Annotated in this window: 26 protein-coding genes; 14 read left to right on the top strand and 12 right to left on the bottom strand. The window is 67.8% G+C overall.

Annotated features, from left to right (window positions below):
* Positions 1-23 precede the first annotated feature (23 nt).
* Positions 24-902: a mycofactocin-coupled SDR family oxidoreductase gene (locus AU197_RS11160; protein ID WP_064402730.1), complete on the top strand. Its 879-nt coding sequence runs from the start codon at positions 24-26 to the stop codon at positions 900-902.
* On the opposite strand, the gene AU197_RS11155 is transcribed toward AU197_RS11160, so the two are convergent.
* Positions 899-1,555: a TetR/AcrR family transcriptional regulator gene (locus AU197_RS11155; protein ID WP_064402729.1), complete on the bottom strand. Its 657-nt coding sequence runs from the start codon at positions 1,553-1,555 to the stop codon at positions 899-901. The genes AU197_RS11160 and AU197_RS11155 overlap by 4 nt on opposite strands.
* Positions 1,556-1,758: 203 nt before the next feature.
* Between AU197_RS11155 and AU197_RS11150 the strand changes: the two genes are divergently transcribed.
* Complete coding sequence (locus tag AU197_RS11150) at positions 1,759-2,547, top strand: spirocyclase AveC family protein (protein WP_064402728.1); 789 nt, start codon at positions 1,759-1,761, stop codon at positions 2,545-2,547.
* 26 nt (positions 2,548-2,573) lie between these two features.
* Here AU197_RS11150 and AU197_RS11145 read toward each other — a convergent pair whose 3' ends face one another.
* The 4 genes from AU197_RS11145 to AU197_RS11130 are packed head-to-tail and all read right to left on the bottom strand — an operon-like array spanning position 2,574 to position 5,897.
* Positions 2,574-3,584 carry a hypothetical protein gene (locus AU197_RS11145; protein ID WP_064402727.1) on the bottom strand — a complete coding sequence of 337 codons (1,011 nt, stop codon included), beginning with the start codon at positions 3,582-3,584 and terminating at the stop codon, positions 2,574-2,576.
* Positions 3,581-4,927 (bottom strand): Dyp-type peroxidase, encoded by a 1,347-nt coding sequence (locus AU197_RS11140; protein WP_064402726.1) that lies wholly within the window; start codon positions 4,925-4,927, stop codon positions 3,581-3,583. Before AU197_RS11140 ends, AU197_RS11145 begins: the two co-directional genes overlap by 4 nt.
* On the bottom strand, positions 4,924-5,331 hold the full coding sequence (locus AU197_RS11135) for a nuclear transport factor 2 family protein (RefSeq protein WP_064402884.1): 408 nt from the start codon (positions 5,329-5,331) through the stop codon (positions 4,924-4,926). Before AU197_RS11135 ends, AU197_RS11140 begins: the two co-directional genes overlap by 4 nt.
* A gap of 5 nt (positions 5,332-5,336) precedes the next feature.
* A complete protein-coding gene (locus AU197_RS11130; protein ID WP_064402725.1) occupies positions 5,337-5,897 on the bottom strand; it encodes a hypothetical protein in 561 nt (186 codons plus the stop codon).
* Between the two features lie 281 nt (positions 5,898-6,178).
* Between AU197_RS11130 and AU197_RS11125 the strand changes: the two genes are divergently transcribed.
* From AU197_RS11125 to AU197_RS11105, 5 genes are all read left to right on the top strand, one after another.
* Complete coding sequence (locus AU197_RS11125; RefSeq protein ID WP_064402724.1) at positions 6,179-6,493, top strand: hypothetical protein; 315 nt, start codon at positions 6,179-6,181, stop codon at positions 6,491-6,493.
* Between the two features lie 44 nt (positions 6,494-6,537).
* Entirely contained in the window at positions 6,538-6,879 is a 342-nt protein-coding gene (locus AU197_RS11120; protein ID WP_064402723.1) for a heme-binding protein, read from the top strand.
* 64 nt (positions 6,880-6,943) lie between these two features.
* Entirely contained in the window at positions 6,944-7,684 is a 741-nt protein-coding gene (locus AU197_RS11115; protein WP_502687874.1) for an HAD-IIA family hydrolase, read from the top strand.
* A gap of 33 nt (positions 7,685-7,717) precedes the next feature.
* A complete protein-coding gene (locus tag AU197_RS11110) occupies positions 7,718-8,938 on the top strand; it encodes a CoA transferase (RefSeq protein ID WP_064402721.1) in 1,221 nt (406 codons plus the stop codon).
* On the top strand, positions 8,935-9,738 hold the full coding sequence (locus AU197_RS11105; RefSeq protein ID WP_064402720.1) for an acyl-CoA thioesterase: 804 nt from the start codon (positions 8,935-8,937) through the stop codon (positions 9,736-9,738). Before AU197_RS11110 ends, AU197_RS11105 begins: the two co-directional genes overlap by 4 nt.
* On the opposite strand, the gene AU197_RS11100 is transcribed toward AU197_RS11105, so the two are convergent.
* From AU197_RS11100 to AU197_RS11085, 4 genes are read right to left on the bottom strand one after another with little or no spacing between them, the layout of a single operon-like run.
* Complete coding sequence (locus tag AU197_RS11100) at positions 9,719-12,217, bottom strand: AMP-binding protein (RefSeq protein ID WP_197415511.1); 2,499 nt, start codon at positions 12,215-12,217, stop codon at positions 9,719-9,721. The genes AU197_RS11105 and AU197_RS11100 overlap by 20 nt on opposite strands.
* Positions 12,214-13,263, bottom strand: coding sequence for an ABC transporter ATP-binding protein (locus tag AU197_RS11095; RefSeq protein ID WP_064402719.1), 1,050 nt, complete (start codon positions 13,261-13,263; stop codon positions 12,214-12,216). Before AU197_RS11095 ends, AU197_RS11100 begins: the two co-directional genes overlap by 4 nt.
* Positions 13,260-14,840, bottom strand: coding sequence for an ABC transporter permease (locus AU197_RS11090; RefSeq protein ID WP_064402718.1), 1,581 nt, complete (start codon positions 14,838-14,840; stop codon positions 13,260-13,262). The genes AU197_RS11095 and AU197_RS11090 overlap by 4 nt, the downstream gene beginning before the upstream one ends.
* Positions 14,841-15,857: an iron ABC transporter substrate-binding protein gene (locus tag AU197_RS11085; protein WP_064402717.1), complete on the bottom strand. Its 1,017-nt coding sequence runs from the start codon at positions 15,855-15,857 to the stop codon at positions 14,841-14,843.
* 236 nt (positions 15,858-16,093) lie between these two features.
* Between AU197_RS11085 and AU197_RS11080 the strand changes: the two genes are divergently transcribed.
* Positions 16,094-16,465, top strand: coding sequence for a heme-binding protein (locus AU197_RS11080; protein ID WP_064402716.1), 372 nt, complete (start codon positions 16,094-16,096; stop codon positions 16,463-16,465).
* Here AU197_RS11080 and AU197_RS11075 read toward each other — a convergent pair whose 3' ends face one another.
* Positions 16,466-17,284 (bottom strand): DUF1206 domain-containing protein, encoded by an 819-nt coding sequence (locus AU197_RS11075; RefSeq protein WP_064402715.1) that lies wholly within the window; start codon positions 17,282-17,284, stop codon positions 16,466-16,468.
* A 136-nt stretch (positions 17,285-17,420) separates the two neighbouring features.
* On the opposite strand from AU197_RS11075, the gene AU197_RS11070 reads away from it, so the two are divergent.
* The 3 genes from AU197_RS11070 to dprA are packed head-to-tail and all read left to right on the top strand — an operon-like array spanning position 17,421 to position 20,422.
* Positions 17,421-17,789, top strand: a complete 369-nt coding sequence (locus tag AU197_RS11070; RefSeq protein WP_064402714.1) for a YraN family protein — start codon at positions 17,421-17,423, stop codon at positions 17,787-17,789.
* Entirely contained in the window at positions 17,790-19,301 is a 1,512-nt protein-coding gene (locus AU197_RS11065) for a YifB family Mg chelatase-like AAA ATPase (RefSeq protein ID WP_064402713.1), read from the top strand.
* Positions 19,298-20,422, top strand: a complete 1,125-nt coding sequence (dprA, locus tag AU197_RS11060; RefSeq protein WP_064402712.1) for a DNA-processing protein DprA — start codon at positions 19,298-19,300, stop codon at positions 20,420-20,422. Before AU197_RS11065 ends, dprA begins: the two co-directional genes overlap by 4 nt.
* Positions 20,423-20,458: 36 nt before the next feature.
* Here the strand turns inward: dprA and AU197_RS11055 are convergent, their stop codons facing one another.
* Positions 20,459-21,355, bottom strand: coding sequence for a LysR substrate-binding domain-containing protein (locus AU197_RS11055; protein WP_064402711.1), 897 nt, complete (start codon positions 21,353-21,355; stop codon positions 20,459-20,461).
* A 133-nt stretch (positions 21,356-21,488) separates the two neighbouring features.
* On the opposite strand from AU197_RS11055, the gene pcaD reads away from it, so the two are divergent.
* The 3 genes from pcaD to AU197_RS11040 are packed head-to-tail and all read left to right on the top strand — an operon-like array spanning position 21,489 to position 23,724.
* Positions 21,489-22,259, top strand: a complete 771-nt coding sequence (pcaD, locus tag AU197_RS11050; RefSeq protein WP_064402710.1) for a 3-oxoadipate enol-lactonase — start codon at positions 21,489-21,491, stop codon at positions 22,257-22,259.
* The gene (locus AU197_RS11045; RefSeq protein ID WP_064402709.1) at positions 22,256-23,041 is read left to right on the top strand and encodes a CoA transferase subunit A; all 786 of its coding nucleotides are present in this window, start codon (positions 22,256-22,258) and stop codon (positions 23,039-23,041) included. The genes pcaD and AU197_RS11045 overlap by 4 nt, the downstream gene beginning before the upstream one ends.
* Positions 23,038-23,724: a 3-oxoacid CoA-transferase subunit B gene (locus tag AU197_RS11040; RefSeq protein ID WP_064402708.1), complete on the top strand. Its 687-nt coding sequence runs from the start codon at positions 23,038-23,040 to the stop codon at positions 23,722-23,724. The genes AU197_RS11045 and AU197_RS11040 overlap by 4 nt, the downstream gene beginning before the upstream one ends.
* On the opposite strand, the gene AU197_RS11035 is transcribed toward AU197_RS11040, so the two are convergent.
* Positions 23,670-26,300 carry a helix-turn-helix transcriptional regulator gene (locus AU197_RS11035; protein WP_064402882.1) on the bottom strand — a complete coding sequence of 877 codons (2,631 nt, stop codon included), beginning with the start codon at positions 26,298-26,300 and terminating at the stop codon, positions 23,670-23,672. The genes AU197_RS11040 and AU197_RS11035 overlap by 55 nt on opposite strands.
* Between the last annotated feature and the right edge of the window lie 49 nt (positions 26,301-26,349).

The following is a 26,349-nucleotide window of genomic DNA, read 5'->3' as shown; positions in this document are numbered from 1 at the left end:
CAAAAATCGAAGGAGCGAAAAATATGACCGGAAAGCTCGAGGGCAAGGTCGCTTTCATCACGGGGGCCGCCCGTGGTCAGGGTCGCGCACATGCGATCGCGATGGCAAAAGAAGGCGCCGACATCATCGCGGTCGACATCTGTCGTGACATTCCGTCGAATCCGTATCCGCTCGCCACGCCCGAGGATCTCTCCGAAACCGAGCGAGCGGTCAAGGAGATCGGCCGTCGCGTCGTCGCCCGGGTGGCCGACGTCCGTGAGCGACACGAGCTGCGGGAGGCGGCGGAGGCGGGGGTGGCCGATCTCGGGAAGATCGACATCGTGGTGGCCAACGCCGGGATTCTGCCGATGGCCATGGGCAACCCCGACCCGATGGGCTTCGTCGACGCGTCGGACGTGGACCTGCTCGGCGTGATGAACACCGTCGCGGTGGCGCTCCCGCACCTGCCCGACGGTGCGTCGGTCATCGTCACCGGTTCCACGGCGGGCATGATCCGCGGCACCACGACGAGCCCGGACATGGGGCCCGGCGGTGCCGGGTACGGCTGGAGCAAACGCGTCGTGATCGAGTACGTCGACGAGATGTGTCTTCACCTGGCGCCGCGGATGATTCGCATCAACGCCATCCACCCGACGAACTGCAACACCCACCTGCTGCAGAACGAGGGGATGTACGGCGTGTTCCGGCCCGACCTGAAGGCCGAAGGCAAGACACCGACCCGCGAGGACGCCGAACCGCTGTTCTCCCTCTTTCAGGCCATGCCGATTCCGTACATCGAGCCCGAGGACATGGCGAACCTCGGGGTGTTTCTGGCCAGCGACGACAGCCGCTACATCACCGGCCAGCACATCCGGGTGGACGCCGGTTCGCTGCTCAAATGGCCCAACGGGCCCGGCGGTTAGGGCCGGTGTAGGAAGCCGTGCAGGATCGCCTGCACGAGTTCGTCGACGATCGCCTGCCGCGACGGCGGCCTGTTGCCGAAGAAGGTGGAACGCAGGGCCACCATGCCGACGATCATCGCGACCGTCGAATGGGCGGGCAGATCGGGCTGATCCGATCGCAGGCCGCGCAGGCGGATACCTTCGCCGCTGATCTGACCGAGCAGTGTGAGCGCGCGTCTGATGTCGGCGATACCGGCGCTGTCGATCTCCTCCTCGGTCAGGCCGTCGGCGGAAACGAGGGTCAGCAGCAGACCGCGATGCTCGATGAGAACGTCGTAGAGGCGGCCGACGAACTGCCGGGTCAGTTCCTCCTCGGTGACCTTGTCGGGGATGACGGCCTGCCAGGTCTTACCGAAGTCTTCGACGAAGTCGGTGAACGGGAGAACCAGGGCTTCCCGAAACAGACCCGCCTTGGAGCCGAAATGGCGGAACAGCAGATATTCGGTGACGCCGGCCGCCTCGGCGATCTCCCGGGTGGTGGTGCTGCGATAGTCCCGGCGCGCGAACAGTTCACGGGCGGCGTCGAGCAGGAGCCGCCTGGCCTCGCCGGGGGCCCTGCGCCCGGCAGGAGCCTGCAGGGCGGATCCCTTCTTCGACGAACGTCGCTGAGGCACGGCACCTGACGATAGTCGTCCCTTGACCGCAGTACTGGTAATAGTGTGCACTATTACAGCTGGCGAGGTTGCGGAAGGGACGTGGTCATGGGCCAACTCATCATGCTCGGAACGCTGTTCGGGCTGCTCGTGTTGATCGTCGGTCTGGTGCTGTACTTCGATCCCGAAGCGCGCGGCCAGACGGCGATCACCGAGGACGACCGATGAGCACCGAGCTGACGCCGGCGCTGATCGTCGGCTTGTCCTTCGCCTACGTCGGCGGAGTGTTGTTCCTGGCCTACGGCGTGTATCTGAGCATCCGGCGCGGCCGCCTCCATCCTCTGTTGTTGCTGTCGATTTCGGCGATCTCGTTCTCGTGGATCGAGGCACCTTACGACTGGGCGGTGTACGCCCAGTTCCCGCCCGCGCTGCCGCGCATGCCGTCGTGGTGGCCGATGAACATGACGTGGGGCGGCGGGCTTCCGTCATCGGTGCCGATTGGATACATCCCCTACTTCGTGTTGCCCGCGGTGATCGGCGCAGCGCTCGGGCGGGGGCTGATCCGGCGATTCGGTTGGCGCAGACCACAGACACTGCTGATCGTGGGTCTGCTCGTCGGGTTCTGCTGGGCGCTGCTGTTCAACGGGTTCTTCGGTCCGCGTCTGGGGGTCTTCTACTACGGATATGTGATTCCGGGACTGGCGATCTTCGAGGGCAGCAGGTTTCAGTATCCGCTCTACGACGCGTTCGCGATGGGCCTGCAGATGATGGTGTTCACCTATCTCCTCGGGCGTGTCGACGCGCAGGGGCGCAACGTGATCGAGGTGTGGGCGGACAAACGCTCGACGAGCCGTGTCGGATCGTCAGTGCTGTCGATCGCCGCCGTCGTCGTGGTGGGGCATCTCATGTACGGCGCGGTGTTCGCACCGCACCTGGTGACGAAACTCGGCGGTTACGTGACATCCGGTCCGACCGAGCAACTGTTCCCCGGCGTGCCGAACCAGCCCCGCTGACGCTGTCGGGGACAGGAGTGCGGTGTTCACCGCATGGCGGCCAGGTTGTGCCACAGGTTGCGAAGGCTGTCGGTTCCCCCGAACAGCGTCGTGAAATGGGTCGAGTCGATCAGCACGATGTCCCCGGCGCGCTGGCCCGCCGGGGGCATCCAGATGAGCGCGTTGAACTCGCGGGTGCCGTCGGCGGTGAACGGGTGCGGTCGGTCGGGGTCCACACGCTGACGGCCGAGTACCCGAACGCCGTCGCTCTCGGGTGCGGTCAACTCGTAGTGGGGCAGGTGCGGGTGGAAGTTGAATGTCGTGACGTTGGCGAGTAGGTCGGCCGAATCGAGATCGTGGTTCCCGGTCAGGGGCGCGATTTCGCGTGTGCCCGGCACGACCGCGGGTCGCAGACCCCACTTGTTGAGGACGGGGACATCGAGCGCCGCCATCAGCGACCGGGTGTACTGCCCGAACCGCTGCTGGCGCGGGACCAACGGATCGCCGTGGTGTTCGAATTCCATCTGCCGCTGCGTGAAGTCGTCGCTGAAGCCGACATCGTGATGCGGGGCGAGCAGCAGGCATGTGCCCTCTCGCTGCAGCCACCGCTCGATAGCGGCAATCTCCTCGGGAGCGGCCTCCTGTTCGGACAGGATGTGGTCGAGCCCGAAGACCATCAGGGTGTCGGTGTCTTCGAGGATCCGCTCGTCGATCGGCAGTTGATACCCGGCCTGGTCGATGCGCTGAAAGACCGCCACCGGATGTCCGGTCGCCTCCCCGGCCAGCGCTTGGAAGGCCAGCGTCGACCGATGGAAGAGTTCCAGCGTTCCCGCGATGCCCTGCAGGAAGTGAGCGGCGTCGTACTCGGTCGTCTCGTAACTGGGCCACAGTGCGTTTCGCACTTCTGTCATCGTCGAGAACCGGTTGTACATCTCTCCTGTGTTGCGCTGTGCCTCCCAGGGGTAGCTCCACGTCCAGTAGATGCTGATGCGTCTGCGCCCATCGTGCGAACGCGGGATGTGGCCCTGGTTGTAGGTGCGCGCCGAAGTACCGTTCATCGTGCCGGTCCCCCCAATTGAGCGAGGTAACGCAGACCGCCCATTCCGGGCAGAAAGAAGTAAGCACCGCCTGTGAGCGTGGTGAACGCCGGAATACCCTTGTATACCTTACGGATAGGCCGGCGCGGTGTGGTGAAGTCGAGGGTGCCGTCCTGTGTGCCGCAGATCGGGTCGTGCTCGTTGTCGAGCTCGTGGAACGTCTTGTCATTGATCCAGACGTTCTGCGCGAATTCGAATTGGCGTACGAGATCGGCACAGATGATGAAGGCGGCGATGCCGCGATCAACACCGTCCTCCGGTGCGTCGACGGGCAGCGCGGGGCCGTAGGTTGCGCCGCGCCGAATCATTCGTCGTCGATTCATGTAGTGCGCGGTGTCACGAGGGTTGAGCCGCCTGGCGTGCGAGCCGAGTGGACACGCGTAACCGAAAGGGTCCATTTCCTTGTAATTGAAGTCGTTGTTGCGCATGGGATCAGCGCCCAGCTCCGGGTCGTCCTTGTCCGGTGCGAGTACGAGTGGGGCGCCGCTCCGCCAGCGGCCCATGAACTTCGCGGCCAGCAGTTCTTCGTCCTCCGTCGTTTGGGAATTCGTCTTCAGATAGTCACGGAACAGCCCCACGTGTTCCTGCAGCCGGCGATAGGCCATATAACTACCGTTGCGCGACAAGGCCTCTGGCTGGGGTAGATCCAGCACGGGCCCGTTCTCGTCGGGATAACCGAGGATGAATTCGCCCGCCTCCAGGGGGTCTCCTGAACCCGGTGTCGGATCTTCGCCGGAGCCCTTCATCACCGGCTGCGACAGGCGATCGCGGAAGCCGAAATGGTCGTGGGCGTAGTTGAACGGGGGGGTCGCGTTGAGGTCGAGGTGGGAGAGGCTACGAACCCCCTCCGTGCGCGCCAGAAGTTTGTCGTGTTCGTCGATGGATCTGCGGCATTGTTCATCGGTCCGGGAGAACAAGATCGCGATCGCGTGCAGATCGTCACCGGCGAGTCCGCCGAGCCAGTGTTCGGGTGCGGCCGCTCCGGTGTCGCCGAGGATGCTGGCGCGCGCGGCCATTCCCTCGCGAAACGCGTCGGGGAAGGTCGCCAGCGACTCCTCGCCGACCCCGAGCGCGCGGAGGCCGTACCACGTGAAGGCCAGGGTGACCCAGCGCTCCGAAGTGTCCATCGTGGCGCGGACATCAGCCGCCGACTGGACCTTGTCGAGCAGTGCGCTGAGCCACGCGCGGCCCCCTTCCGGGCAGTCGAAGGTCAGGAACTCGTACCGTCCCGTGATGGCGGGCGTGCGGGTCAGCAGGATGTGTTGTATGTCGTCGAGCTCGAGTTCGTCTGTGGTGGACATCATTGCCGCTGAGTCCCTCTCGTCCACGCCCAGGCAGTGATTCGCCAGTCCTGCGATGCTCGGCGAAGGGCCACCGTGAAGAATGCGCCGTCCTGCCTCACCTGCGCGCCCCGCAGGCTGAACGTCATCGTCGCGGGCAGGACGAGGTAGGCGCGGTCATCGCTGACGCTGTTGTGCAAGGGCACCCCGACGCCGACGACATAGTCTGAGGCGCCGAGGTGAGCTGACTCGGCAATCACATCGCGGTACCAATCCTGCGCCGCGGATGCGCCCTGCCAGACGTGGGGTGCCAATCCGTCGAGGATCGTTGCCGCGGAATCGAACGCGGACGCCATCTCCGCCACGTCGCCGTTGTTGAAGGCTGCGATGTACCGGTGCACCGCGGCCAGTGGATCCGCCGTGCTCATGACCGTCACTGCATCTGGTCGAGCATCGTGGAGAACGCGGCTTTCAGGCGCAGTGCCTTCTTTATCTCATCGGCCGTCACGTACGGATACTCGCCGTATTCGAGAAAGCTCGGGACATGGTGGTCGCGAACGAATTTGACGAATGCTTCAGGGTTCTCGCGCCAGTCCTCGGGGAAGCCTTCGAGGTTGGTGAACACCGTCGTGATGCCGGTCTGACTGAACAGTTGCACCGCGTCCTCGGTGTACTTGTCGAAGTCGGTGTCGAAGATGCCTTGATATTGGAAGTGCAGGCCCGAGCCGACGTCGAACAGCACCCATCGCAGATAGTGCAACCTCAAGGGGGCGAGGACATCGGGACTGGCCGCGATTGCTTCCTCGATCTGCTTGCCGTAGGCGCGGACGGCGGCCTCGCGGCCTTCTTTGACCTTCGCGATTATGGAAAAGCCGTAACAGGCCGGTGTTCGGGGAAACACCGGTCCGTACCGCCCGCGTTCGAGTTCGAAATATCCGGCCTCGGGAATCGCCATTGCCGCGGGTGTCGTCCAGTCGTGGTGATCGGCGGCCATGGCGTCCCCCTACCGTTGCTACGTGAGCGGACACTAGCACCGCTGAACGGGCGCGACCCATGTTTCGGCAGCGCAGAAACGCTCCGTAATAGTCGTTTTTCCCTGAGGAACTTGATGCCTGACTAACTAGATCAACTATCCGTACAGCGAAAGTGATCGGGTAAGTTATCGCAGATTTCAGGGACGAGCGGCGCGTACCGATTTAGGCTGCGCATGGTGTTGCAGAAGCGGCCGCATCGAACGGTGCGCACCCACTGGGGGTCACGAGAAGGGAGGCGGCCATGCGATCAGGCCATCGCTGCTGCCTACTGGTTGCGTTGTCGATCTCGGTGGTGCCGGTCGGTGTGGCCGTCGCTCCCGTCGTGGCGGCGGACTGCACGAACGCGGGGGCGGCGACGATCTGCGCGCAGGGCGACGTCCGCGGCGGTGGACCCGACGCTCCGCAGGCGGGGCCGGTATATCCGGGCTACTGCGCCGACCCCTGGTACTGCAGTGACGATTGGGGACTCGACATCGTCGTCGACCCCGATCCTCCGCGGCCGCCGAGGCCGCCCATAATAGATCGCCCGGGACGGCCGGGGGTCGGACCGCGCTGACTTTTTCTCCAGACGTTCCCGTTGATTCGAGCAAGGAGCTTGGAATGTTCTCACGCAACGTTTTTGGTGCCGGACTGATCTGCAGTGGGTTGTTGCTCGGTGCCGCACCCGCCGCCGCCGATCCGCCCAACTGCACCGCCGCCGATCTGGCCGGCGTCATGGCCGGCGTCTCGGCGGGTACGTCGTCCTATCTGTTCACGCATCCGGATGTGAACGCCTTCTTCACCGGGCTCAAAGGCAAGCCCCGGGACCAGATGACCGACGAGATCAAGGCATATCTGGACGCCAATCCGCAGGTCCGCGACGAGCTGCGTGCCGTCCGGCAGCCTGCGGCCGACTTCCGCGCACGCTGCGATGTCGCGATGCCCGACCTGCCGATGGGCTAACGATCGCCTACGGAACTGACACACTGAAGGTGTGCGCGACACACCGAAGTGCTGGCTGTCCGACATGGACGGCGTGCTCGTCCGCGAGGAACACGCGCTGCCCGGCGCCGCCGAATTTCTGCAGCGGCTCGTCGACCTGCAGCGGCCCTTCCTGGTCCTGACCAACAACTCGATCTTCACGCCGCGCGATCTGTCCGCCCGGCTCAAGCGGTCCGGTCTGGTCGTGCCCGAGGAGTCCATCTGGACATCCGCGCTGGCGACCGCATCGTTTCTCACCGACCAACTGCCGGGCGGATCGGCGTACGTCATCGGTGAGGCCGGTCTGACCACGGCGCTGCACGAGGCGGGCTACACACTCACCGACGTCGAACCGGACTTCGTGGTCCTCGGTGAGACGCGGACCTACTCGTTCGAGGCCATCACCAAGGCGATCCGGTTGATCCTCGGTGGGGCTCGGTTCATCGCGACCAATCCCGACGTGACCGGACCCTCCGCGGAAGGGCCGCTACCGGCCACCGGGTCCGTCGCCGCAATGGTCACCAAGGCCACCGGTCGCGAACCGTACTTCGTCGGCAAGCCCAACCCGATGATGTTCCGCAGCGCGCTGAACCGGATCGAGGCGCATTCGGAGAGCACGGTCATGGTGGGCGACCGGATGGACACCGACGTCGTCGCGGGCATCGAAGCGGGTCTGGAGACCATCCTGGTGCTGACCGGGTCGACGACGGTCGATGAGGTCGAGCGGTACCCGTTCCGGCCCAGCCGCGTGTTGCCGTCCATCGCCGAGGCGATCGAACTGGTGTGAGACACGGCGCGACCGCTGCCTACACTGACCCCGATGACCAGCACATCGGAGGCGACGCGGCCACTGGCCGGCGTGCGCATTGTCGAGATCTCCAGCTTCGTCGCCGTTCCGCTGGCCGGAATGACGCTGGCCCAACTCGGAGCCGAGGTGACGCGGGTCGATCCGATCGGCGGCGCCGCCGACTACCGCCGATGGCCGGTCACCGGCGAGGGCGAGAGCATCTACTGGGCGGGCCTGAACAAGGGTAAGCGATCGGTCGCCGCCGACGTGCGCTCCGCCGAGGGGCAGGACGTGATCAAGCGACTCATCGCCAGCAGCGGGATTCTGATCACCAATGTGGCTGGGCGCGAATGGCATTCATACGAGACGCTCAAGCCGCTGCGGCCCGATCTGATCCACGTCGAGGTGTCCGGACGCGCCGACGGCGGCACCGGCGTCGACTACACGGTCAACGCGGGCATCGGTTTCCCCCTGGTCACCGGGCCATCGGAACTCGCCGCCCCAGTGAACCACGTACTGCCGGCGTGGGATGTCGCGTGCGGCCTCTACACCGCGCTGGCCGTCGTGACCGCGCTGCGGCACCGTGACGCGACCGGAGAAGGCCAGAAAATCGGCATCCCGCTGGAGAACGTCGCCTTGGCGACGGCGGGCAACCTCGGCTTCTTCACCGAGGTCATGGTCAACGGCACCGCACGCGAACGCATCGGCAACTCGGTGTACGGCCAGTACGGTCAGGACTTCCTCAGCAGCGACGGTGTGTCGTTCATGGTCGTCGCCTTGACCGGTCGGCATTTCCGCGACCTCACCGAGCTCACCGGCACGACGAAAGCGGTTGCCGCGCTGGCCGAAACGCTCGGTGCCGATTTCTCCGACGAGGGACAGCGATTCGTGCACCGCGATGCGTTGAGCGGATTGTTCGCCGAATGGTTCACCGCGCACACCGCCGACGAGATCGCCACAGCGCTGTCGGCCACCTCGGTGCTGTGGGAGCGCTACCGCACCTTCGCCGAGGCGACCACCGAGGACAAGGTCACCGCCAACCCGTTGTTCACCTCGCTCGACCAGCCACGAATCGGCACCTATCTGGCGCCGGGACTTCCGATTTCGATCGGCGGGCAGTACCCGCCGGCGGTCGCGTCGCCGGCGTTGGGGGACGACACCGTCGGCGTGTTGGGTGAGTGGCTGGGATTGACCGTCGAGCAGGTCGACGGCCTGGTCGCCTCGGGTGCTGTGGCGACGGGACGCGCTGGATGAGCAGGCTGCTCGACCTGCTCGAGGTGCGCTCGGGAACCGAAACCGACAGCTGGATCGGGCCGGCGAGCGGCCCGGCGGGTAAACGCGCCTACGGCGGGCAGTTCGTCGCGCAGAGCCTGGCGGCCGCGTGCCGCACCGTCGACGGAGATCGGTTGCCGACGAACCTGCATCTGCAGTTCCTGCGTGGTGGGGAAGCGGGTGACGTGGTCGAGTACAGCGTTGCACGCGTGTTCGACGGTCGCACGTCCTCGGCCCGCCGGGTCGAATCCCGGCAAGGACAAAGACTTTTGACGACGGCGACGGTGTCGTTCGCGGTGCCGATGCGTGGTCCGGAGCACGGGCGTCGACTCGCGGCGCTGTACGATCCGCAGTCCTTGCCGCGCACCGGTCCGGCCGGGCCAGCACCGTCGATGCCGCTCGAGGAACTCGACATCAGGATCTTCGACGACGGCTCCTCAGGCGAGTTCGTCCGCCGTCTCTGGTGGCGCGCGACGGTGCCCGTCCCGGACGATCCGATCCTGCACACCCTGATCGCGGTCTATGTGTGCGACGTGTACATGATCGATCCCGCGCTACAGGTTCACGGCCATTCAATGCGGGCGCGAACGCACCGCAGCGGCACCACGGATTCGTCGATATGGTTTCACCAACCGGTATTCGCTGATCAGTGGAACCTGCTGGAGTCGACGTCGCCCGCCGCCGCACGGGGTCGGGGCGTCGTCACGGCAAGCCTGATCCGCGCCGACGGCGTCATCGTCGCCACGCTGGCGCAGGAGGGTCTCATCGCGGAGCGGGATTGAGCCTTGCCGAGGCGCTCTGCCTGCGGCGTACCCGCAGCAGTCGGCGTGTCATCGTCACCAGATACGTGAGCAGGATGCCGACGGCGAGCGAGGCGATCACGCCGACGGCGGGGTGCCCGGGGAACATCGCATACACCTGGTAGTGGACGAGGTAGATGTAGAGCGAGGCCTCGGCGAGAACGCCTGCCGCGACGGTCAGCGCCGCGGGACAGCGGATGGTCGGCAGCCAGATCACCAGGGCGAGACCGCCGAATACGAGAAGCTCTCGCAGCGTGCTGTCGAAGTAGCCGTACAGCGCCACCGCCAGAACCACCGTCAGCAGCACGCGCTGCAGGGTCGTGCCGGCTTTCGAAGCCGCCCAACCGATGGCGAAGAACCAGAACGCGAGCATCGTGAACCAGGCATCCCGGCCCATCTCCAGCCCGAGCACGTCGTAGCGCAACGCCAACCCGGAGACCAGGAACACCACGGCGAGCGCGAACGGACGTCGACGTTCGACCCGGTCCACCGCCGGGATGCAGAACAGCAGCGTCAATCCGACCAGCGTCCACACCAGAACCTCGACGAACCACAGGCGCCCGGCGGTCATGCTGTCGTGCGGACCGAGAAACTTGTTGGCCAGCAACAGGTTCGTCCAGGTGTAGTCCGACGTCCACAGCAGGACGAAGCCCACCCACAGCACCGAAGGCACCGCGATCCAGCCGATGGTGTTTCGCAGGTGACGCACTCGCTTGGTGCGCGACACCGGTGTCAGGCAGAACCGGCCGAAGTTGTATCCGGCGATGCCGAGCAACAGATGCGCGCCGCCCCACAGCTCGAACAACTCGGCATGCGAACCGACGATCAGAATGATCGCGACGGCCCGCAACGCCACGCTGGTCTCCAGCGTCGCGTCCCACAGCCGCCACCGCGTTCGCGGCCGCTTGACCAACCTCTCGAGTTCGCGAAGCGGCCGCTGCTGCCATTCGGCGGGCAACTGCCCGAGCGCTCGCTCCAGACGCACCGACATTGCCACGTAGGACAGCGAATTCCCGCCCAGGTCCACGAAGCTCGCGTCCCGGTCGACCGCAGCCGGGTCGAGCTGCAGCACGTCGGCGAACACTTCGCGCAGGTCGGTGGTCGACGTCGGGTCGGGGCCCCGAGCGAGTTCGCGGACGGTTTGATAATCGGGTTTACCGGACTCCAGCAGCGGCAGTTCGTCCACCGCGACCGCGCGCACGGCCGACGTGGGCACACCGGCGGCCTCGGCCGCGATGCGTTGGACGTCGCGGTCGCTGTGTGCGCCGGCCGCCGCGACGAGGAGGCGGTCGTCGTCGTCGGTGCAGAACGCGGTGATACCGCGGGCACTCAACGCGGACTCGATGCGCTGCAGATCGACGCGCAAGCCGTACATTTTGACGAACCGGCTGGTGCGCCCCACGATTTCGTAGAGCCCGTCGGGAGCGCGGCGGGCGAGGTCGCCGGTGTGCAACGATTCGACGGTCTTGCCCAGGGCCAGGTCAGCGGGGCCGCGGGCGTAGCCCATCATCACGTTGGGTCCGCGGTAGACGAGTTCGCCGACCGCGTCGTCGGTGCCTTCGCCGCTCGGTTCGATCGTGAACGAACCGCCTGGTATCGGCCGGCCGATGGCCTCGGGCCGCGACAGCGCGTGTTCCGGTGGCAGATAAGCCATTCGCGCGGTCGCCTCGGTGGCTCCGTACATGACGAACAGTTGCCAGCCGTGGCTGCGGGCAAGTTCTGCGAACCGCCGGACCCGCTCGGCAGGCATGTGTCCGCCGGCCTGCGTCACGTACCTCAGGTCCGGCAGGTCCATCGTGTCGAACTTGATCCGCTCGAGCAGTTCGAACGTGTAGGGCACACCCGCGAACGAGGTGCCGCGGTGGCGGCGGAACAGGTCCCAGAACCGATCGTCGGTCACCGAGAGATCGGTGAGAATCAGGCCGGCGCCGCGGAGCAGGTAACTGTTGACGACCGAGAGCCCATAGCAGTACGACATCGGCAGGGTGGTCGCCGCACGGTCGGTTTCGCCGATGTCGAGGTAGTCGGCGATCGCGCAGGCATTGGACAGTAGGTTGCCGCGGGAGAGTCGGACGAGCTTCGGCGAGCCGGTGGTGCCCGACGTGGACATCAGCATCGCCAGGTCCTCGTGCAGGCGGTGCCCGCCGGCGCTGCGGCGATGGTGGATCGCTCCGTCGGCGATGACGGTGTCGGGGTGGTAGGTGCGCAGGATCGTCGAGTGTTCCCGCCCGGCCGGGACAGCCAACACCACATGGTCAGCGGCGAGCGCAGCGAGATAGTGCACGAGCGTGTCGATGTCGTTGCGTGTTTCGAGCAGCACGAGGCGCCTGCTCTGGCCGAGGTCGATCATCGCGGCCGCGACCCGGTCGGCCAGCGCGGCATAGGTCAGGCGCTGGGCATCGGTGTGCACCGCGACGTTGTCGCCGTAGCCGCGCAGGTGCTCGATCAGTGGGTACGTCACAGCGCCACTCCGCTTCCCACTACCTGGATGTGGACCTTGGCGTCCACCTGGGGGGGATCGAGGCTGTGCTGACGCACGATGATCGGGTCCGCGCCGCCGGCCGGGTCGACGGTCAACAGCACGTCGTGGCCGAGAAACTCGACCGCCAACACGGTACCGACACCCTCGAGCCGCTCGGTGTCCGAAACCGTCGTCGCGACAAGCTGTTCGGGCCGCAGAAGCAGCGTGGCGGGACCTGCCGCACGGATTTGGGTACCGTGCAGGGGGATTCGCCCCAGCGCGCACTCGGCGACGCCGTCGATGACCGTGCACGGCAGCGATATGCAGTCGCCGAGAAATGCGGCGGTGAAATGGTCGGTCGGATGTCGGTACACCTGTTGCGGTGGTCCCACCTGAGTGAACCGCCCGTCGCGCATGACAGCGACCTGGTGGGCGACCGAAAGCGCCTCCTCCTGGTCATGAGTGACCAGCAGCGTGGTCACCCCGGCATCGATCAGCAAGCGGGCCACAGCTTTTCGTGTTGACGCGCGCAGCCCCGTGTCGAGGGCGCTGAACGGTTCGTCGAGCAGCATCACGACCGGCTTGCGGGCGAGCGCCCGCGCAAGGGCCACCCGCTGCTGTTGGCCGCCCGACAGTTCGTGTGGTCGTCGTGATGCGAAGGCGGGCTCCAGCGAGACCGTCTCGAGCAATTCGCCGACCTTGGCGCGGATCTCGGCCCGGCGCAGCGATCCGTTCAGTCCGTATGCGATGTTCTGGCCCACGGTCAGATGTGGGAACAGTGCGCCGTCCTGGGCCACGTATCCGACGGCGCGCCGATGCGGTGCGACCGCACCGCCCGGGCCGGCCACCTGGCGGCCGCTGATCACGATGGTCCCGTCGTCGGGTGTCTCGAAGCCGGCGATCAGCCGAAGCAGCGTGGTCTTGCCGCACCCCGACGCCCCGACCACCGCGGTGATGGTGCTCGCCTGCAATTCCAGGTCGACGTGATCCAACACCACGTGGCCGTTAAAAGCCTTGGCCAGGCCGTGTATTTCGACGACGCTCACAGTGCCGCCGCCCTCGTCGACTGCCGATACAGCAGCAAGGTCACCGGTATGGCGAGGACCACGAGCACCAAGGCGTAGGGTGCCGCCGCCGCGTAGTCGAGCTCGCTGGAGAACGACCAGAACATCATCGCCAGCGTCCGGGTCCCGGTAGGCGCGAGCAGCAGGGTTGCCGTCAGTTCGGTTGCCACCGCGACGAACACGAGCGAGGCACCTGCCGCAGCGGCGGGAGCGGTCAGTCGCAGCGTCACCCGGAAGAACGTCGCGGTCGGCGAACTGCCCAGCGACCGGGCCGCCTCCTCCAGGCTCGGCGGGACCTGAGCGAGGCCGGCCCGGACGTTGACCAGCGCTCGGGGCATGAACAGCAGAACGTAGGCGAAGACGATCAACGTCACGCTCTGGTAGAGGGGTCGCACGAAGTGAATCGTGAAGGTCACCAGGGCCAGTGCCGTGACGATGCCGGGCAGCGAACTGGTCACGTAGTTCGCGCCTTCCACGACGCGGGCAAGGACGCCGGTCGAGCGCACCGCCACCCAGGCGACCGGGAACGCGAGCACGGTCGTCACGACTGCTGCGGCCGAAGCCAATCCGACGGTCTGACCCAGCGCGGAGAGGATGTCATCGACGATCCAGACGTCGGCGCCCCCCAGCCACAGCCACCGCACGATCGTGCCGACGGGCACCCCGATGGCCAGCACGGCCAGCGCAGTCAGAGCAAGCGTGGCCGGAATCACGCTGTGGCGCAGGTGGATCGGTGCGCCCGCACGCTGCGCACCCGAGCCGATTCTGGCGAACCGGGCGTTTCCCCGCGCGGCGGCCTCGACGACCAGCAGCGCCAGGCACAGGAGCACGAGCACACCGGCCAGCATGCTGCCCGCCGCTCCGTCGAAGGTGGCCTGGAACTGCTGGAAGATCGCGACGGTGAAGGTGTCGAACCGCAACATCGCAAACGCACCGAACTCCGCGAGTAGATGCAACCCGACCAACAGCGAACCCCCCAGGATGGCCAGCCGCAGCTGCGGAAGCGTGACGCGCAGAAACACCCCCGCCGAACCGGATCCCAGCGCCCTGGCCGATTCCTCGACGGCGGGATCGAGCCGTCGCAGCGTCGCGGCGACCGGCAGGTACGTGAACGGGAAGTAGGACAGCGTGGTGACCAGCACGCCCGCCGTCAGGCCGTGCAGCGACGGGAACACCCCGACCCAGGCGTAACTGTTGACGAACGCCGGAACGGCCAGCGGCGCAACGAAGAGCGGCCGCCAGAGTGTCCGGCCGGGAAGGTCCGTACGCTCCACCAGCCACGCCGCGCCGACGCCGATCAACACGCACAGCGGAACGGTGATGAGAACCAGTGCGACCGTGTTGAGGAGCAGTTCACCGACGCGTGGGCGCACCACGAGGTCGTACGCCCGCGTCCACCCCACCGAAATCGTCGCCCACGCCACATATCCCAGCGGAATGCAGGTGGCCGCCACCAGGATCGCGACCGTGAGCGAGACCAGCGGGCCGGGCCGGGCCGCCTTGTTCGGCCGCGACACCGGTGCCGCGGGTGGGGGGACGGGGGGAGCGGCGGCGACCACCTACAACAAGCCGGCTTTCGTCATCAGATCGGTGACCTTCTGAGCGTCGAGGTTCGACGGGTTGACGTTCGGCGCCTGCAGCGTGTCCAGCGGGGGCAGGGCGGGGTTGGCGGGCACGCCACTGGCGACGGGGTATTCGAACGATGTGCCCTTCTCGAGCACCTCTTGGCCGGCCTTGCCGGTGACGAACCGGACGAACTGCTGGGCCTGGTCCATCCGGTCGGTCGAGGCAAGCACCCCAGCACCGGAGAGGCTGACGAAGGCGCCGGGATCCTGGTTCTTGAAATAGTGCAGGGCGGTGTTGCCGCTCATCTCTTTGGTCTTCGCCTGATCGCGGAACCAGTAGTAGTGGTAGATCACTCCGCCGTCGACTTCACCGGCGTTGACCGCCTTGAGCGTGGCGATGTTGTCGCTGTAGAGCTTGGCATTGGCCTTCATCGCCGCCAACCACTGAGCGGTCGCGGGCTCGCCCTTCAGTTGGAGCAGCGCCGAGACGATCGCCTGGAAGTCGGCCTTGGTCGGAGGCGCTCCCCAGCGGCCCTTCCATTCCGGCTGCTGCAGGTCGAGCAGCGACTTCGGCAGCTGCTCGGGCTGCAGTCTCGAGGTGTTGTAGACGAACACGGTGCTGCGCGCGGCCACCCCGGTCCACTTGCCGGTGGGCGGACGGTACTGCGGCGGCACCTGCTCGAGGGTCTCGGATTCGAGGTCGGCGAACAGTCCGGCGCGCTCGACCGCGGCCATCGCCGGGGAGTTCTCCGTCAGAAAGACGTCGGCGGGCGATGCTTTCCCTTCGGCCACCAGCTGGTTGCCGAGTTCGGTGTCACCGCCTTGGCGGTAGGTCACCTTGATCCCGGTCTCCTTGGTGAAGGCGTCGATCCATTCCTTGGTCAGCGACTCGTGCTGGGCGTTGTAGATCAGCAGTTCGTCGCTCTGGCCCCCATCCGAGCACGCGCTGACGCCGGCTGTCAGGGCGAGGGTTGACAGGACGGCGGCGATCCGCCTCCACCGTGATCGCATACAGGGGATCCTTTCGCGGTACGTGCAGGTCAGGCCGTAATCATTAGCTGAGGTTTGCCTAACGAACATACCCTGTCGTGATCCGTTGAGGCGGGTGTGGATCGATCGGGCCGTGGCGGCCGCCCGCCGGGGTCTCGCCCCGTTTCGGCACAGCGCCGCCGCGTCGCCGCGTGCGGGGTACGTTTGCCTCATTCGGGGGCGGCGGCCCTGCGGTACCGAGACCGAGGACGGACGAGATGACCACATTCAAGCGTTCGGTACCGGTTTGCGCCGCGGCGCTGGTGTCGGCCGGTGTCCTGGGCGCCGTCCCGGTGGCGAGTGCCGCGCCGTGTACGGCCGGCGGGTTGGCCACGACGGCGAGCGGCGTGCTCAGCCAGGCGGGCGGCTATCTGGAGTCGCATCCGGGCGCCAACGAGGTGCTGACCGCCGCGGCGACGCAGCCGCCGGACGTCGCGCGTACCAACGTGCGGGCTTATTTCACCGCGCATCCCAACGAGTACCTCGACCTGCGGGGGATCGCCGCACCGTTGACCGATATGCGCGCGCAGTGCGGTATCGCCGTCAGCCCGGGACAGTTGGCGATGTTGTTCGACGCGATGGGCGAATAGTCACATCCGCCCGGAGCGGGCGCGGACGAAGTTGTAGACGCCGAACGCGGCGATGCCGATCGCGGCGAGGATGAGAAGGAACTTGCCGAACGGTGCCTGCCCGAGCGTCTTGACCGCGGCGTCGAGTCCGGTCGCCTTGGCGGGGTCGGCCTGCAGCGTGGCCACCATCACCAACACACCCGCGCCCGCAAGGACCAGTCCCTTGGCGGTGTAACCGGCGATGCCCACGGCGGTGACGCCGGTGCCGCCGGACGCGCGCAGGTCTTTGAAGAACTTCTTCGTCACGCCCTTGTAGACGTGGTAGCCGCCGACGACGATCAGGCCCAGGCCGACCGCGATCAACACGGCCTTGCCCCAACCGGATTGCATCATCTGCGCGGACAGGCCGGCGTTCTGTTGAGAACTCTGCTGTCCGCTGCCCATCGCGAAGCGGGCCGCCGAGAACGCGATCGCGAAGTTGACGGCCGCCAGGCCGAGCGATTTCGCGCGCTTCCACGCCGGTGTGTCGTCGCGGAAGCGGCCCGCGCCCTCACCCGGCCGCGGCCCGACGATCGCCTCGGCGACGCGCCACAGTCCGAGCGCCAACAATCCGGCGGTGACAACCCACAGGAGTACCGCGCCGCCCGTCTGCTGTGCCAAGGTGGCCAGCGCCCCCGATTGGTCGGCGTTGCCGCCGGAGCCCAACGCGATGCGCAGGATCAGATAGCCGACGAGCAGATGCAGTACGCCGCTGATCGCGAAACCGGCACGCGCGGTGTATTCGAACGCATCGCTGTCGGTTGCGCGGTCGGCGACTCCGTGTAACGAGTTGTCGGTCATGCCGGCGTGTACCCGCTTTTTGACGACGACGAAACAGCCGGGCTCGAGCTGTGGATGAAGTTCGGGTTGGGGATGACGGGTCGTGAGGGCGCCCGTACGCCGCCGCAGTGTCGGTCGCCTGCTCGACCGTGGAGCCATGAACGCATGGACTCGCGCCGAGATCGGCGCGCTGGGAGAGCAACTCGCGGTCGATCACCTGCGGGCGCTGGGGCTTCGGGTGCTCGAACGCAACTGGCGGTGCCGGTACGGCGAGCTGGACGTGATCGCGGTCGACGACTCGGCCCACACCGCGGTCTTCGTGGAGGTGAAGACCCGTACCAGCGAGCGGTTCGGCGGGGTCGTGGAGGCCGTGACCCCGCAGAAGGTGCGTCGGTTGCGACGTCTCGCCGGGCTGTGGCTGGCCGCCCAGGACACCGATTGGTCGCAGCTGCGCATCGACGTCGTCGGGGTTCGGATCGGGCGGCGCCGCACCCCGGAGATCACCCATATTCAGGGGGTGGGGTAGATGTCGCTGGGGCGCGCGTACTCGGTCGCGGTGACCGCGCTCGAGGGCCAGATCGTCGAGGTCGAGGCCTTTGTCGGGTCTGGTCTGCCGAGCGTTGATCTGGTCGGACTGCCGGATGCGGCGCTGCAGGAGGCGCGCGCTCGGATCCGGGCTGCCATCACGAACTCCAAGTGTGACTGGCCGATGACCAGGCTGACGATGGCGCTCTCACCCGCGACTCTTCCCAAGGTCGGGTCGGTCTACGACCTCGCGTTGGCGTTGTCGGTGTTGTCGGCCGGCGCGAAAGAACGATGGCCGCGTCTCGAAAAGACCGTGCTGCTCGGCGAATTGGCCCTCGACGGACGGGTCCGCTCCGTCAGGGGCATCCTCCCCGCTGTGCTGGCCGCCAAGCGCGAGGGCTGGCCGGCGGCCGTCGTCCCCGCCGGCAACCTCGCCGAAGCGAGCCTGGTTGAGGGTATCGAGGTGTGGGGCGCGCGCACGCTGAGTCAGTTGAAGTCGTGGCTGCAGGGCAGGGCACGACTCGAAGGCCGCATCGCCTCGCCTTCGTCGAGACCCGAACCGATGGCCGACCTCACCGACGTGGTCGGCCAGACCGAGGCGCGGTATGCCGTCGAGGTGGCGGCGGCTGGCGGTCACCATCTCATGCTGACCGGCCCGCCGGGTGTCGGGAAAACAATGCTGGCGCAACGCCTTCCGGGTCTGCTGCCGTCACTGTCGGAGAGCGAGGCGCTGGAAGTCACGGCGATCTACTCGGTGGCAGGTCTGCTCTCGGGGGACGCCCCGTTGATCACCCGGCCGCCCTTCGTCGCGCCGCATCACACGTCGAGCGTGGCGGCGATGGTCGGCGGCGGGTCGGGCATGGCGCGGCCCGGTGCGGTCAGCCGGGCGCACCGCGGAGTGCTGTTCCTCGACGAGTGTGCCGAGATCGGCGGCAGTGTGCTCGAGGCGTTGCGTACTCCGTTGGAGGACGGCGAGATCCGCCTCGCACGCCGGGACGGCGTCGCCCGGTATCCGGCCCGGTTTCAGCTGGTGCTGGCCGCGAACCCGTGTCCGTGCGCGCGCCCGGACCCCCGGGACTGTGTGTGCACCGGCCACGAGAAGCGACGCTATCTCGGCAAGCTTTCCGGTCCGTTGCTCGACCGGGTCGATCTTCACGTCCGAATGCACTCGCTACGGGCCGGCGCGATCGTCGCCAAGGACGGCGAGTCCACCGACGTAGTGCGTGAGCGGGTGGCCGCGGCACGTGCCGCGGCCGCCGAGCGGTGGCGGCCACACGGTATCCGCACCAACGTCGAGGTCAGCGGTTCGTTGCTGCGCCGCAGGTTTCGGCTGCCCAACGCGGTGATGAAACCGTTCGAGGCGGCGTTGAATCGCGGCACGCTCAGCGTCCGGGGTATGGATCGCACATTGCGGGTCGCGTGGACGCTGAGTGACCTTGCGGGCCGGGCATCGCCGACTCTCGAGGACGTCACCACCGCGTTGAGTTTCCGGCCGGCCGGAGGTCTGCCGTGACCGACAGAACCGCGCACGCCTGGGCGTATCTCTCGAGGGTCGTCGAACCCCCGTGCCCCGCACTGGCGGCGCTGGTGCAGCGGGCGGGGGTGGTCGAGGCCGCGGAGCGGGTGCGGCGCGGAATGGCAGACGAGGAAATCAACCGGCACGCCGAGGCGCGCCGTGACATCGACCGCGCAGCTGAGGATTTGGCCGTGTTGGCGCGGCTCGGCGGCCGGCTGATCACCGGTGAGGACAACGAATGGCCACTGCTGGCGTTCGCCGGGTTCGGAGCCGCTCTGGGCCGGCTGCGGCCGCAGGCGCATGCACCGATGGTGCTGTGGGCGATCGGGCCGGCAGCTCTCGACGAGGTCGTCTTCCGGTCCGCCGCGGTCGTCGGGACCCGGGCCGCGACGGCATACGGCGAGTTCGTCGCCGGCGATATGGCGACCGGGCTGGCGGAGCGCGACGTCGCGGTGGTGTCCGGTGGCGCGTTCGGCATCGACGGCGCCGCGCACCGTGCGACGCTGGCCGCGGAGGGGGTGACCGTCGCGGTGCTCGCCGGTGGCATCGATGTCCCGTATCCGGCAGGTCATTCGGCGCTGCTGCGCCGCATCGCCGAACACGGTCTGCTTCTCAGTGAATATCCGCCCGGCGTGCGCCCGGCGCGCCACCGGTTCTTGACCCGTAACCGGTTGGTGGCCGCGCTGGCCGGGGCGACAGTCGTGGTCGAGGCGGGTGCGCGAAGCGGTGCGGCCAACACGGCGGCATGGGCGCGGGCGCTCGGTCGCCCGGTGTGCGCGGTGCCCGGTCCGGTGACGTCGTCGGCGTCGGTCGGGTGCCATGCGCTGCTGCGGGGCGGAGCGCACCTCGTCACGCGCGCGGCGGACGTCGTCGAACTGGTCGGCCGGATGGGTGAACTGGCGCCCGACGAGGTGCGTCCGGCCTCGCCGTTGGACGACCTCGGTGACATCGAAAAGCGGGTCTACGATGCGCTTCCGCGCCGTGGGGGCCGGACCGCCGAGGAGGTCGCGGTGGTCTCGGGTCTACCGGCGCGACAGGTCCTGGGTCCGCTGGTGAACCTCGAGCTCTGCGGACTGGTGGTCAGCCGGGACGGTAGGTGGAAGCTTGCGGCCGGTTGAGAGAGCCCCGGCGTGCACCGGACCTCGAACGCGCGGTCAGCCGACCGTCGACGCTGCACCGGCGCGCATGACATCGACCACGTTGACGATCAGTGGCGAGATGTCGGCGGTGCGATAGGCGGCGAGCAAGTCGATCGAGGCGTCCCGACCGGATGCCGGTCGGTACACGACCCCACTGACTCCCAGTGCCGCGGTGGGTTCCGGGACCACCGCGACACCCAGCCCGGCGGCCACCAAGGTGATCAGTGTCGAGGTCTCCTCGACCTCGTGGCGGATCCGGGGGCTGAACCCCGCGCGCAGACACAGCGTCGAAACCAGGACGCTCATACGGGAACGACCCGCACCGGCGTGGCCGATGAAATCGGCGTCGCGCAGGTCTGCGATCGCGATCTCGTCGCGGTCGGCGAACTCGTGTCCGGCGGGCAGCGCGATCAACAACCGATCACGCCGGATCGTCTCGACGGTGATATCGGGATCCTCGACCGGCGGGCGCAGTAGCCCGAGGTCGATCTCTCCTGTCTTCAATGCCGACAACTGCGCCGGGGCCAACATCTCACCGCGCACGCTGACGTCGACGTCGGGCAGCGTCTCCCCGAGCGCGCGCACCAACCGCGGTAGCAGCGAATAGGTCGCCGACCCCACGCAGCCGATCGCGAGATGCCCTTCGATTCCCTCGCCGATGCGGCGGGCCTGTCTCGCGGCGCTGTCGACGGCATCGAGAATCCTGACAATCCGTTGCAGATACGCCTCGCCGGCGGGGGTCAACTGCACGCTGCGGGTGGTGCGCGTCAGCAACGCGGTGCCGATCTCGTGCTCGAGCTGACGGATCTGTTGCGACAGCGGGGGCTGGGCGATGTGCAACCGCTCCGCGGCGCGGCCGAAGTGCAGTTCCTCCGCGACTGCGCGGAAGTACCGCAGGTGGCGCAACTCCATAATTAAGATCGTAAACCTCTTAATCCGCGAGCAATAGGTATTTCACAATATCGAGATCGGCTCATACGCTCGTCTACATGGACGTGAACAACGAGACGCTGGTGACGCCGGCCGACCCGGGCGGGGCGAGCCGATGAGCGCCGTCACCGTTCACGCGACCGTCTCCGGCCGCCGGGACGGCCCGGTGGTTGTCCTGTCCAACTCGCTGGGCTCGACGCACCGGATGTGGGACGCCCAGATCGCCGCGCTGAACGAGCACTTCCGCGTGGTGCGCTACGACACCCGGGGGCACGGAGCGTCACCGGTCCCCGCGGGCCCCTACACCCTCGACGATCTGGTCGACGATGTCGTTGCCCTGCTCGACCGCCTCGACGCCGCGCGCACCCACCTGGTCGGCTTGTCGCTCGGCGGAATGACAGCCATGCGCCTGGCGCAGCGCCATCCCGAACGCGTGGACCGGATGGCGCTGCTGTGCACCGGCGCCCAACTGCCGCCGGCGAGTGCCTGGACGGAGCGTGCGGAAACCGTGCGCACACAGGGCTCCGCCTCGGTCGCATCCGCTGTCGTCGCGCGGTGGTTCACCCCGGGCTACCTCGACGCGCACCCCGAGGTGCGCTCCGCGCACGAAGACATGGTCGCTGCCACCCCGGCCGAGGGCTACGCCGCCTGCTGTGAAGCCATCGCCGAACTCGATCTGCGACAAGCTCTTTCGGCCATCACCGCACCCACCCTGGTGATCGCCGGCGCCGAGGACCCGGCCACCCCGCCGGCCAAGCTCGAAGAGATCGCCGCCGGTATCGCCGATTCGAAGCTATTGGTGATCGAGGGCGCCGCCCATCTCGCCAACGCCGAGCAGCCCCGCGCCATCACCTCCGCCCTCATCGAACACCTGGAGCGACAATGACACTCGACAAAGTGGTCGGATCACCGGCCGAGGCCGTCGCCGACATCGCATCCGGCGCCAGCCTCGCCGTCGGCGGGTTCGGACTGGCCGGCATCCCGTGGTTCCTCATCGAGGCCCTGCTGGAGCAGGGTGCCGACGATCTGACCATCGTGAGCAACAACTGCGGTGTCGACGGCGGCGGGCTGGGGCTGTTGTTGGAGGCCCGGCGGATCAGTCGGGTGATCGCCTCCTACGTCGGCGAGAACAAGGAGTTCGCCCGCCAGTACCTGGCGGGGGAGGTGACCGTTGAACTGACCCCCCAGGGCACCCTCGCCGAACGCCTGCGCGCGGGAGGAAGTGGTATCGGCGCGTTCTTCACCCCCACCGGGGTGGGCACGTTGGTCGCCGAGGGCGGCCTGCCGTGGCGGTACCACCCCGACGGCAGCGTGGCACTGGCCTCGCCGCCCAGGGAGGTTCGCACCTTCAACGGCCGGCAGATGCTGCTCGAAGAGTCGATCGTGACCGACTACGCGCTGGTGCGGGCGTCCGTCGCCGACCGGGCGGGCAACTGTGTGTTCCACGCCGCCGCACGCAATTTCAATCCGGCTGCGGCCATGGCCGGGCGCACCACGGTGGTCGAGGCTGAACGTGTCGTCGAGGTCGGTGACCTGGGGCCCGACGCCATCCACCTGCCCGGAATCTTCGTGCAACGCGTCGTCGAGCTCACCCCGGATCAGGCCGCCCGCAAGGGAATCGAGAAGCGCACGACCCGACCCCGCAGACCGCAGGAGGCATTCGCATGAGCTGGACCCGTACCGAGATGGCCGCCCGGGCCGCACGCGAACTCCGCGACGGAGATTACGTCAACCTCGGCATCGGGCTGCCCACGCTGATACCCGACCACCTGCCCGAGGGCTCCGACGTCACCCTGCACGCCGAGAACGGCATCCTCGGCGTCGGGCCGTTCCCCTACGAGGACGAGGTGGATCCCGACCTGGTGAACGCCGGCAAGCAGACCGTGTCCATCGTCGCGGGAGCGTCGTTCTTCGACTCGTCCACCAGCTTCGCGATGATCCGCGGCGGCCACGTCGACGTCGCCGTTCTCGGTGGCATGCAGGTCGCGGCCAACGGCGACCTCGCGAACTGGATGGTCCCCGGCTCGATGGTCAAGGGCATCGGCGGCGCAATGGATCTCGTCAACGGCGCGGGACGCGTCATCGTCCTCATGGACCACGTCGCCAAATCCGGAGCGCCCAAACTGGTGCCGGTGTGCGATCTGCCGCTGACCGGCAAGGCCGTCGTGAGCCGCGTGATCACCGATCTGGGGGTCTTCGATGTCACCGGAACGGGTTTCGACGTGGTGGAACTGGCGTCCGGCGTCGACTTCGAACGCGTCGTCGCGAACACCGCCGCCCCGGTCGCCGACCGCCGTCAGCGTCGCAGCGCCGCCAGCTCCGAGCGGGACCGCACGCCGAGCTTGGTGTAGATGCGGGTCAGGTGATACTGCACCGTCTTCGGTGACACATACAGTTCGGCGGCTACCTCGCGATTCGAAAGTCCCTTGGCGACAAGGGTGGTCACCGCTTCTTCCTGTGGGGTCAGGTCGACCGCGTCGCGGCCGTCCCGGGGCTGGTTGAATCCGCCTGCCTTGAGCTCGCGCTCACATCGCGCCACATACGTCTGGGCGCCGAGCCCGGCGAACAGCGTGCGGGCGGCGCCGATCGCCGCATCCGCCTCGCGCCGCTTGCCCGCCCGCCGCAAGGTCTGGCCATGGGCGAAGCCGATGCGCGCCGTGTCATAGCGCAGCGGCAGGCCGTCCAGCAGCGCCAGGGATTGCTCGAAAGCCCGGTGCGCAGCAGCGATATCCCCCGACGCGCCCAACAGGCGGCCGCGGACAGCGCCCAGCCGGGCCTGGGCGCTGCGATGCCCCCGGGATCTGGCGCGCTGCTCGTGGGGCCGCAGGAACGCGTCAGCGGCCTCGAGATCGCCGTCGAGGACCATCGCGTTGGCCAGACTGTCCACCCACTGCCAGTACCCGGGCTCCTGCAGCGAGGTGCCGGCGGCGATGCGCCGCAACGGTTCCAGCGCCCGCCGGACCGCGGCGTAGTCGGCGCGGGCCTCGGCGATATGAGCCCGAAGCAGCGCGCCGGGAATCCGCATCATGGCGTACTCGTCGGGACCGTCAGAGGCGCTGTGGGCTGCCTGATCGGCGGCGTCCCAATCGCCCCGAAGAGCGGCGATCTGTCCCGCAGTCCACTCCAGCAGCGGTGTGATCAACACGATCCCGCTTGTTACGGCCAGGCGGCGACCGTGCTCGACGCTGCGCAGGGCGTTGTCCCATTCGCCCATGACGAACTGCGTACGGGCCAGCCAGGCGTAGGACCACAGCGTGATTCGGGTTGATCCTCCGAGTTCGGCTGCGGCGCAGGCCGTTTCCAGGCTGGTGCGGGCGGCCTCGACGTCGTCGCGCATCAGCTGCACCCACCCTCGGCCCATGATCACACGCTGGGCCTGCGGGCCGTGGCGGACGCGGGCGTGCAGATCGTCGTAGGCCGCCGCAGCGCGCTTCGGGTGGCCGGCGGCCAACAGCCCCAGCCCGCGAATCGCCGCGGCCTCGATGGCCGCAGGCGAATCGGGGTCGGCCAGTTCGAAAGCGCGGTCGGCCCACTGCACGAGCTGGTCACCCTGGCCGAGTACGAGGGCGTGCAGAACGTGCCGCTGCGCGATGAACGCCGCGGTGTCCGGCTCACGATCGCTGTTGACGATGTCCCAGGCGCGGCGCAACCGGATCTCGGCCTCCGTCGCGCGCCCGCGCAGGATGGCAAGATATGCCAAAGTCGCGTTGCGCAAGGGTGTTTCGCGCAGGTTTTCCACGGCGGGCACCAGCGACGCGGCGCCCACACAGTCACCGGCGGCCACCAGCGCGTCCACCGAACGGGTCAGCCGATCGTCGCGCAGCAGGGGATCGTCGGTCATTCGGCTGGCGTCGCGGAACAGGCTGGCGGCCTGGCTCCACGCGCCGTCCGCGCCGCGGGCACGCGCCAGGCGGTCGACCTCGTCGGCCAGTGCCGGATCACGCACGGGGGTGGCGGCCACGCGATGCCGCAGCCGCGCGACGGGGTCCTCCACGATGTCGGCGGCACGCCGGTGCGCCGCGGCGGTGGCGTGCGGACCGTAACTGTCGATGACCGCGGCGGCGGTCATCGCATCGCGTATCCGTGGCTCGAAGGGGTCGTCGTCGCACAGCAGTCCGGCTCGGGTGGCGGCCTCCACCGCTGCCAGCGGATCGGCCGAACCGGCCAGTCGCGCGGCGTCGGTCAGGTTCGCGTGCTCGCCGAGGATGGTGAGGGCGGCGGCCAGCGCGGCGCCGTCGGACCCGGCGTCGGACAGCCTGTCGGCGACGTCCCGCGCGACGGCCGTGGGCGCGGGCAGCCGGGCGTCGAACCGCGTCCACGTCTGCGGTGGAACTTCGTCGAGCAGTGCGCGGATGTGGCGCGGGTTGCCACCGGTGTGATGCGCCAGCCGATCGACCATCGACGGATGCAGGATTCGGCCGTGTGCCGAAGCCAGCGCGGCGACGTCGTCACGGGGCAGGCCGGTCACGGTGAACTCGCCCGTGATCGTGTCCTCGACCGCTTGCGGGACGCGATCGAAGACCACCGCGACGAGAGCCGGCAGTGCTCGATGATGGCGGGCCATCGTCGAGATGGCCTGCCAGGAAATCGAATCGATGTGTTTTGCGTCGTCGATGATCAACAGCGTCGGATGATCCGTGCCGAGGGTATCGGCGATCTGTTGCGCGGCGGCGCCAGGCTGACGCGAAGCGGGTTGCTTCAGCAGTTGTGCGATGACGGCCCCGTCGCGGGTGTTCTCCCACGCCAGCGCCGTCGCCCAGCGGGAGCCGGGCAGCTGATCGGCGAGTCGGCGTAGCAGTGCGGTCTTGCCGATCCCGGACTCACCGGTGACGGCGAGGATCTCGAGCCCACCGGCGGCGGTGGCCGCGACACGCGAGGCCAACTCGTCGAGGTCGCCGACGCGACCGACGAAAGAGGCTGGCGCCATGGGCACATCCGCCATCGTAGAGGCGCGTGCCGTCGGCTTCGGTGCTTTG

It is taken from the genome of Mycobacterium sp. IS-1590 (assembly GCF_001500025.1).
Taxonomy (GTDB): Bacteria; Actinomycetota; Actinomycetes; order Mycobacteriales; family Mycobacteriaceae; genus Mycobacterium.
Note: the sequence above shows the minus strand (reverse complement) of the source record. Positions and strands in the feature narration are given on the sequence as shown.

Excerpts from the sequence above, each read along its gene's own strand:
- AU197_RS11065 (WP_064402713.1), top strand. The coding sequence starts at position 17,790 with ATGTCGCTGGGGCGCGCGTACTCGGTCGCGGTGACCGCGCTCGAGGGC.
- AU197_RS11040 (WP_064402708.1), top strand. The coding sequence starts at position 23,038 with ATGAGCTGGACCCGTACCGAGATGGCCGCCCGGGCCGCACGCGAACTC.
- AU197_RS11140 (WP_064402726.1), bottom strand. The coding sequence starts at position 4,927 with ATGATGTCCACCACAGACGAACTCGAGCTCGACGACATACAACACATC.
- AU197_RS11070 (WP_064402714.1), top strand. The coding sequence starts at position 17,421 with ATGAACGCATGGACTCGCGCCGAGATCGGCGCGCTGGGAGAGCAACTC.
- AU197_RS11035 (WP_064402882.1), bottom strand. The coding sequence starts at position 26,300 with ATGGCGCCAGCCTCTTTCGTCGGTCGCGTCGGCGACCTCGACGAGTTG.
- AU197_RS11130 (WP_064402725.1), bottom strand. The coding sequence starts at position 5,897 with ATGGCCGCCGATCACCACGACTGGACGACACCCGCGGCAATGGCGATT.
- AU197_RS11085 (WP_064402717.1), bottom strand. The coding sequence starts at position 15,857 with ATGCGATCACGGTGGAGGCGGATCGCCGCCGTCCTGTCAACCCTCGCC.
- AU197_RS11150 (WP_064402728.1), top strand. The coding sequence starts at position 1,759 with ATGAGCACCGAGCTGACGCCGGCGCTGATCGTCGGCTTGTCCTTCGCC.
- AU197_RS11110 (WP_064402721.1), top strand. The coding sequence starts at position 7,718 with ATGACCAGCACATCGGAGGCGACGCGGCCACTGGCCGGCGTGCGCATT.
- AU197_RS11055 (WP_064402711.1), bottom strand. The coding sequence starts at position 21,355 with ATGGAGTTGCGCCACCTGCGGTACTTCCGCGCAGTCGCGGAGGAACTG.
- AU197_RS11045 (WP_064402709.1), top strand. The coding sequence starts at position 22,256 with ATGACACTCGACAAAGTGGTCGGATCACCGGCCGAGGCCGTCGCCGAC.
- AU197_RS11135 (WP_064402884.1), bottom strand. The coding sequence starts at position 5,331 with ATGAGCACGGCGGATCCACTGGCCGCGGTGCACCGGTACATCGCAGCC.
- AU197_RS11125 (WP_064402724.1), top strand. The coding sequence starts at position 6,179 with ATGCGATCAGGCCATCGCTGCTGCCTACTGGTTGCGTTGTCGATCTCG.
- AU197_RS11075 (WP_064402715.1), bottom strand. The coding sequence starts at position 17,284 with ATGACCGACAACTCGTTACACGGAGTCGCCGACCGCGCAACCGACAGC.
- AU197_RS11145 (WP_064402727.1), bottom strand. The coding sequence starts at position 3,584 with ATGAACGGTACTTCGGCGCGCACCTACAACCAGGGCCACATCCCGCGT.
- AU197_RS11115 (WP_502687874.1), top strand. The coding sequence starts at position 6,944 with ATGGACGGCGTGCTCGTCCGCGAGGAACACGCGCTGCCCGGCGCCGCC.
- AU197_RS11160 (WP_064402730.1), top strand. The coding sequence starts at position 24 with ATGACCGGAAAGCTCGAGGGCAAGGTCGCTTTCATCACGGGGGCCGCC.
- AU197_RS11105 (WP_064402720.1), top strand. The coding sequence starts at position 8,935 with ATGAGCAGGCTGCTCGACCTGCTCGAGGTGCGCTCGGGAACCGAAACC.
- AU197_RS11120 (WP_064402723.1), top strand. The coding sequence starts at position 6,538 with ATGTTCTCACGCAACGTTTTTGGTGCCGGACTGATCTGCAGTGGGTTG.
- pcaD (WP_064402710.1), top strand. The coding sequence starts at position 21,489 with ATGAGCGCCGTCACCGTTCACGCGACCGTCTCCGGCCGCCGGGACGGC.
- AU197_RS11080 (WP_064402716.1), top strand. The coding sequence starts at position 16,094 with ATGACCACATTCAAGCGTTCGGTACCGGTTTGCGCCGCGGCGCTGGTG.